This window comes from Mesorhizobium sp. M7A.F.Ca.US.005.03.2.1, from assembly GCF_003997795.1.
GTDB classification, from domain to species: Bacteria; Pseudomonadota; Alphaproteobacteria; order Rhizobiales; family Rhizobiaceae; genus Mesorhizobium; species Mesorhizobium ciceri.
On record NZ_RZRP01000326.1, the window covers coordinates 1 to 6,468 of the forward strand.

Annotated in this window: 6 protein-coding genes and 1 pseudogene; 3 read left to right on the forward strand and 4 right to left on the reverse strand. The window is 61.8% G+C overall.

All coding sequences use genetic code 11. The features are described 5' to 3' along the window. The 4 genes and pseudogenes from EN991_RS18750 to EN991_RS18765 form a co-directional block, all read right to left on the reverse strand. Positions 1-706, reverse strand: a pseudogene (locus EN991_RS18750) (hypothetical protein); the annotation flags it as partial. A 30-nt stretch (positions 707-736) separates the two neighbouring features. After that, on the reverse strand, positions 737-1,825 hold the full coding sequence (locus EN991_RS18755) for a hypothetical protein (protein ID WP_024504535.1): 1,089 nt from the start codon (positions 1,823-1,825) through the stop codon (positions 737-739). Positions 1,826-2,136: 311 nt separating this feature from the next. Beyond that, positions 2,137-2,526 (reverse strand): cytochrome c family protein, encoded by a 390-nt coding sequence (locus tag EN991_RS18760; protein WP_027162174.1) that lies wholly within the window; start codon positions 2,524-2,526, stop codon positions 2,137-2,139. 89 nt (positions 2,527-2,615) lie between these two features. Then, positions 2,616-3,227 (reverse strand): thymidine kinase, encoded by a 612-nt coding sequence (locus EN991_RS18765; protein WP_027162173.1) that lies wholly within the window; start codon positions 3,225-3,227, stop codon positions 2,616-2,618. Positions 3,228-3,464: 237 nt separating this feature from the next. Between EN991_RS18765 and EN991_RS18770 the strand changes: the two genes are divergently transcribed. From EN991_RS18770 to choV, 3 genes are all read left to right on the forward strand, one after another. Then, positions 3,465-4,400 carry a choline ABC transporter substrate-binding protein gene (locus EN991_RS18770; RefSeq protein WP_013529956.1) on the forward strand — a complete coding sequence of 312 codons (936 nt, stop codon included), beginning with the start codon at positions 3,465-3,467 and terminating at the stop codon, positions 4,398-4,400. Between the two features lie 134 nt (positions 4,401-4,534). Next, positions 4,535-5,389: a choline ABC transporter permease subunit gene (choW, locus tag EN991_RS18775; RefSeq protein WP_127369285.1), complete on the forward strand. Its 855-nt coding sequence runs from the start codon at positions 4,535-4,537 to the stop codon at positions 5,387-5,389. Next, positions 5,386-6,468, forward strand: a 1,083-nt coding sequence (choV, locus tag EN991_RS18780; protein ID WP_127369286.1) for a choline ABC transporter ATP-binding protein, incomplete at its 3' end; no start/stop codon positions are given. The genes choW and choV, both read left to right, overlap by 4 nt.

A 6,468-nucleotide genomic window follows, 5' to 3' on the forward strand; every position in this document is an offset into this window, starting at 1 on the left:
TATAGGCGGAGTTCTTCTCGGTGAAATCGTCGAAACGATGGGCAAGCTCGGGATTGAGCAGGCCGTCGACCGGCAGCGGAATGTCGACCGTCTCGTTGAGTTTGCCGTTCCTGTCGACAAGCTGGCGGATCATCGCGTCGGAAGAATCCTCCACCGTCACCATGTAGACCAGAGGCAGGTTGGCGCTGCCGTCGAACGTCGCCCAATGGACGAGATAATAGGGCCGTCCCGTCTTCGGATTGACCGAGACCTTGGCGGTTTGCGCCAGCGTGAAGGGACCGAACGTGTTCTCGCTTTTCACGTCCTCGAGATAGAGCCGCTCGGCCATCGACTTCTGCAGCGCCTCGGGGAATTCCTTGTGGCGCAGGATGAAGTCGGCCATTTCCTCGCGCAATTCGCCGGCGAGCGGGATGTTGGCAAGCCGCGCGTCGGCCTGGCGGCGGTCGTTTTCCAGTTCGAGCAGGTTCTGGAACACCGGGAATCCGCTTTCGGCCCGCGAAATGCGGAACGTGTCCATGAAGCCCAGCCGGTTGCGCCAGCAGGAAAACGACTTGTCGAGCCGGGCGATGTATTCGGCGACGATCTTGGCGACGATGCCGTGCCGGTAAAGCGGCGAGCGATCGTCGCGCATGAACACTTCAAGGCCGCTCAGCGCGGCCGTGATGGCGGAGAAATATCGTGCCGCCGCTTCGTTTTCGGGGGTCATGCCTGTGCGCTCGCGGGCAGTCCTGTCACTCTAAGACTGCACGTAGTTTGCCGAATTGTGCTTCTTCAGCACCTCGTCGAAGCGGCGGGCAAAGGCATCGTCGGCCAGCTTCTTGCGGCGCTGGATGTCGGCGGTGGCGACCATGTTCTTCTCGTGCATCTCGAGTAGGTCGCCGATGTGTTTTTGCGAAGCAGCACCGATGCCGGCCATGGTTTCCTCGGCGGTGTTGTCGACCTGGCTGCCCAGCGTGTTGATCTTGTGGGCGACGTCCTGCTGGGCGGCGGTCTTCAGCGAATCTTCCAGCGCCTTGTAGAGCACGATGCGCTGCTCGGTATCGATGGTCAGCTTGTTGATCAGCGTCGATTGCGCGGCGATCTGGTTGTTGAGCGAATCGACGAAGGTCTGGAACATCGAGGTGTAGCGCTCGAGCGTCTGGCTCTCGGCCAGCAGCTCCTGCTCCTTGGCCTGCTTTTCGTTGTATTCCGTCGCCAGCTTGGAGCGTTCGCCTTCGAGCTGCGTGCGGTCCTTCTGACTGGTCGAAGCGGCGATCTTGTTTTCGATGTCGAGCAGCATCGGGTTGAGCTCCTCGATGCGCTTCTGCACGGCTTCGAGGTTGGTCATGGTGGTCTTGCGGCGCTCGATCACCTGCGACAGGCTGGTTTCCGAGGTCTTGTAGCGCTGGTCGAGGACCTCTTTCTGCGCCTTCAATATGCCGACGATGGTGTCGGATTTGACCAGCAATTCCTGCAGGTTGCCCGCCAGCGACATGTTGCGGACGCGGTCGGTGCGCATGCGCTGCTTGCTCTGGCTGGAGAAGATACCGATGAATTTTTCCCAGCCGGTGTAGTTCTTCATGCTCTCGAACTCGGAGCCGAAGACGTTGGTGGCGTCCTCCAGGCCGATGATCAGGTCGGCAATGTTGCCTTCCATCACCTTTTGCTGCTTCAGCACATCCTCGATGCGGGCGTTCTCGAGGTCGAAATTGGCGTCGCCGATCTTCTTGTCCGATGTGGCGAGCGTATCAAGCATGGTGCCGGACTGCTCGATCTTGGAGCGCATGTCCTGCACGACCTGCTTGGTCTTGGCAATTTCGGCGTCGAAATTCTGCAATGTCGCCATTGGGGCCTCCCGCTTCGGCATGACGTCGCTGGTCGCGAACAGCGGCGAATATATGTGGGGCATCGGGGGATTGAAAGACGTGAAGACAAGGGCGGCGTGAAAACAAAAGAATCCATCAGGGTCTTGAAAACCAGTGAAGGCGGGGGCCTGGCGTGATTAGCTTGCCTGCCAGCCGTAGTTCAGCTGTCATTGAACTTTCATGCGGCAAGCCGATGGCGCACGGATGCCTTTGTATTCGGCAAATCACTGAAGCAATCGCGGCCGCGATATGCAAGGGGAAAGCCGGTTTTACAGAGCTGACGAACAGCGGATCAAGGCTTGGGATCGGCCTTCAGATAGGCGATGACATTGGCGATGTCGTCGTCATTGGTCAGGCCGCCGAAGGCCATCTTGTTGCCCGGCACCTTCAGCTTTGGGGCCTTGAGATACTCGGCGAGATTGGCTTCATCCCAGACCAGGCCGGCGGCGCCAGCACTCTTCATCGCCTCGGAATAGTGGCCAAGAAAGCTCTCGGCGCTGCCGGCGGTGCGGCCAACGACGCCCAACAGATGCGGACCGACCTTGTCGCGGTCGGTGGCTGCGTCATGGCAGGCCATGCATCGGTTGAAGACCTTCTTGCCCAGGGCAGGATCACCGCCGGCATGGGCTACGAGCGAGCTGGCAAGGAGAAGGATACTGGCGAACGAAGCGGCTCGAAGCATGGCTGACCCCGGGGAGCTCTGGCTGGCTGCGTTATAGTACCGAGGCCTTAAGAAACGCTGCATAGGGCCGGGGTCAAGGCCGCCGACCGTCAGCCCTTGATAAAGCCGATGAAGTCGTCTGGCGCGGCGCGGCCCATCTCTTCCTCCCAGTGGCGGCGGCAGAGCGAGACATAGACGTCCTTGCCGATCGCCACCTGCTCGCCCTGGCGCGCCACCTTGCCATCGGGGCCGAGGCGCACGACCATCGTCGCCTTGCGGCCGCATCGGCAGATGGTGCGCACTTCGCGCAAATCGTCGGCGATGGCCAGCAGCGCGCGCGAGCCGGGAAACAGCTTGCCCTGGAAATCGGTGCGCAGGCCGTAGCACATGACCGGGATGTTCAGCCGGTCGGCGATGCGGGCGAGCTGCCAGACCTGCTCTTCCTCGAGGAACTGCGCCTCGTCGACGAAGACGCAATGCACCGACGTATGCGCGTGATGAGCGGCGACGCGGGCGAACAGATCGTCGCCGTCGCGAAACATCTCGGCTTCCGTCTCCAGGCCTATGCGCGACGAGATCAGGCCTGTATCGCCCTTGCGGTAGTGGCCGGCGACGAACAGCATCGTGCCCATGCCGCGCTCGCGGTAATTGTAAGAGGCCTGCAAGAGCATCGTCGTCTTGCCGGCGTTCATCGTCGCGTAGTGGAAGTAAAGCTTGGCCATGCCGCTCTTTTAAGCCGACTTGGCCTGACACGGGGAGGGGCCAGAGCGGCATTCCCCTGAAAAAGCCGGCTGGCCAGACAAAAGCGCCTGATGTGTCGCTGATTGGCCAGCCCGCGCCGTTGATCGTGATTGTCTTAATGCTTGAAACCACACCAGAATGGTGTTTGGCTGACGAAACAAGGCGGGCATAGAAACCGTAGCTACGCTTCGCCAAAGAATCACAATGGGAGACTGTCTATGTCGCGTATGAACTCTTTCGTCGCCGGCCTCGGCCTGGCGGCTTTTTTGTCAACCAGCGCTGCCTACGCCGGTGATCCGGCAAGCTGCAAGGCGGTGCGCCTTTCCGACGTCGGCTGGACCGACATCCAGGCGACGACCGGCGTCGCCTCCGTGCTGCTGACCGCGCTCGGCTATGAGCCGCAAACGATCCAGCTGTCGGTGCCGGTGACCATGGCGTCGCTGAAGAACAAGGATCTCGACGTGTTCCTCGGCAACTGGATGCCGTCGATGACCAACGACATCAAGGACTATACAGCCGACGGTTCGGTCGAGACGATCAGCACCAACCTGACCGGCGCCGGCTACGGCATCGTCGTGCCGACCTATGTCGCCGACGCCGGCGTCAAATCGCTGACCGATATCGGCAAGTTCAAGGACAAGTTCAACGGCAAGATCTATGGCATCGAGGCCGGCAATGACGGCAACCGCATCATCCTCGACATGATCAAGAACCCGAAGGACAATCTCGAAGGCTTCGAGCTGGTCGAATCCTCGGAAGCCGGCATGCTGACGCAGGCCGAGCAGTCGATGAAGAACAATGAATGGATCGCCTTCCTCGGCTGGACGCCGCATCCGGTGATGGGCGCCATGAAGATCACCTATCTCGACGGCATGGGCGACAGCGGCTTCGGCGCCGCCACCGTCTACACCAATGTGCGCAAGGGCTACACCACCGAATGCCCGAACGCCGGCAAGTTCATCGCCAACCTGAAGTTCAACCTGGACATGGAAGGCGAGATGATGGACGCGATCCTCAAGGGCGGCGACGCCAATACGGTTGCAACCGACTGGCTGAAGAAGCACCCGGATGCCGTTGCCCCGTGGATAGCCGGCGTGACTACCTTCGACGGCGGTGACGCTGCCGCCGCCATCAAGACCGCGCTCGGAAGCTGAGCCGACTGAATTCGGCAAAGCCGAACCAGGAAGGGCAGCCATCTTAGAAAAGGCTGCCCTTTTTCATATCCTGTGACAAGATGACGACGGTCGAGGCCGAGGGGCAGGGCTGTCTCCTGCACGAGAGGGGCGATATGGATCCGATTTCGAAATTCATGGTCGATCACAAGATTCCGATCGGCGCCTGGGGAAAGGCCTTCTTCGGTTTCCTCACCGACAATTTCGACACTGTGTTCAGGGCCTTTTCGAATGGCCTCAATTTCCTGCTGGATGGGCTGGTCGGCATCCTCTTGATGGTGCCGCCGGTGCTGCTGGCGCTGATCATCGCTGTTATCGCCTGGCTGCTGCAACGCTCGCGGCCACTTGCCATCGGCGTCTTTCTCGGCCTGATCTTCATCATCAACCAGAACCTTTGGAAGCAGACGGTGCAGACGCTGGTGCTGGTCGTCGCGGCCGCTGCCATGGCCATGGCCATCGGCGTGCCGCTCGGCATCTGGGCAGCGCACAAGCCGATGGTCTACCGCGTCATGCTGCCGGTGCTCGACCTGATGCAGACGCTGCCGACCTTCGTCTACCTGATCCCGGTGCTGACGCTGTTCGGCCTCGGCAACGCGCCCGGCCTCATCGTCACCATCATCTTCGTCATCCCGACCGCGGTCCGGCTCACGCATCTGGGCGTCGTCTCGGTGCCGAAGTCGATCGTCGAGGCCGGCGAGGCTTTCGGCGCCACCAAGAGCCAGCTGCTGTGGAAGGTGGAACTGCCGTCGGCACTGCCCACCATCATGGCCGGCCTGACGCAATCGATCATGCTGTCGCTGTCGATGGTGGTGTTTGCCGCACTGATCGGCGCCGGCGGGCTCGGCACCGAGATCAACCGGGCGCTCGGCTCGCGCCGCATCGACCTCGGGCTTGAGGCGGGGCTTGCCATCGTCGTTTTGGCCATCGTGCTCGACCGGATGACCCGCATCGCCGTTGGAGGCAAGAAATGACCGTCGCCGTCGATTTCAGGAACGTCGATATCGTCTTCGGCGCCGACCCGGCCGGATCGCTGAAGATGATCGACGCCGGCGCCAGCCGCGCCGAGATCCTCGAAAAGACCGGCAATGTACTGGGCTGCGCCGGCGCCAGCCTGACCGTGAACGAGGGCGAGATCTCCGTTCTGATGGGCCTCTCCGGTTCGGGCAAGTCGACATTGCTGCGGGCGGTCAACCGGCTCAACGTGGTGTCGCGCGGCCAGGTGCTGGTCAAGGATGGCGACAAGACCGTCGATGTCGTCACCTGCGACGAGGCGACCTTGCGGCGCCTGCGCCAGAAACAGGTGGCGATGGTGTTCCAGCAGTTCGGCCTTTTGCCATGGCGCACGGTGGAGGAGAATGTCGGTCTCGGCCTCGAACTCGCCGGCGTCCCGGAAGCCGAGCGCAAGGAGCGCGTGCAACGCCAGCTCAAGCTGGTCAATCTCGACCAGTGGTCGAAGAAATACGCGCATGAGCTTTCGGGCGGCATGCAGCAGCGCGTCGGCCTGGCGCGGGCCTTCGCCACCGAGGCGCCGATCCTGTTGATGGATGAGCCGTTCTCGGCGCTCGACCCGCTCATCCGCACCAAGCTGCAGGACGAATTGCTGCAGCTGCAGGCTGAATTGAAGAAGACCATCATCTTCGTCAGCCACGACCTCGAGGAGGCGCTGAAGATCGGCTCCCACATCACCATCATGGAGGGTGGGCGCATCGTGCAAACCGGCGCGCCCGAAGACATCGTGCTGCGGCCCGCCAACGACTATGTCCGAGACTTCATCGCCAATGTGAACCCGCTGTCGGTGCTGACCGCCTGGAACGTGATGCGCGACCGTCGCGATCTGGAGCACGGCAAGGACGGCTGGGTCTGGCTCGACCGCCGCAAGACGACGCGCTTCAAGATCGACGATCACGGGCTGGTGGCGGCGGCCGAACGCGACGGCAAGCCGGCGGTCTGGGTGTCGTGCGCCGACGTCGAAGGCCAATCCGAGGAAGCCGCGCAAGTGTTCTGGGCCAACCCGGGCACCTCGCTGAAAACCGTCATGCTGGCCATGCAG

Excerpts from the sequence above, each read along its gene's own strand:
- EN991_RS18755 (WP_024504535.1), bottom strand. The coding sequence starts at position 1,825 with ATGGCGACATTGCAGAATTTCGACGCCGAAATTGCCAAGACCAAGCAG.
- EN991_RS18765 (WP_027162173.1), bottom strand. The coding sequence starts at position 3,227 with ATGGCCAAGCTTTACTTCCACTACGCGACGATGAACGCCGGCAAGACG.
- EN991_RS18770 (WP_013529956.1), top strand. The coding sequence starts at position 3,465 with ATGTCGCGTATGAACTCTTTCGTCGCCGGCCTCGGCCTGGCGGCTTTT.
- EN991_RS18760 (WP_027162174.1), bottom strand. The coding sequence starts at position 2,526 with ATGCTTCGAGCCGCTTCGTTCGCCAGTATCCTTCTCCTTGCCAGCTCG.
- choW (WP_127369285.1), top strand. The coding sequence starts at position 4,535 with ATGGATCCGATTTCGAAATTCATGGTCGATCACAAGATTCCGATCGGC.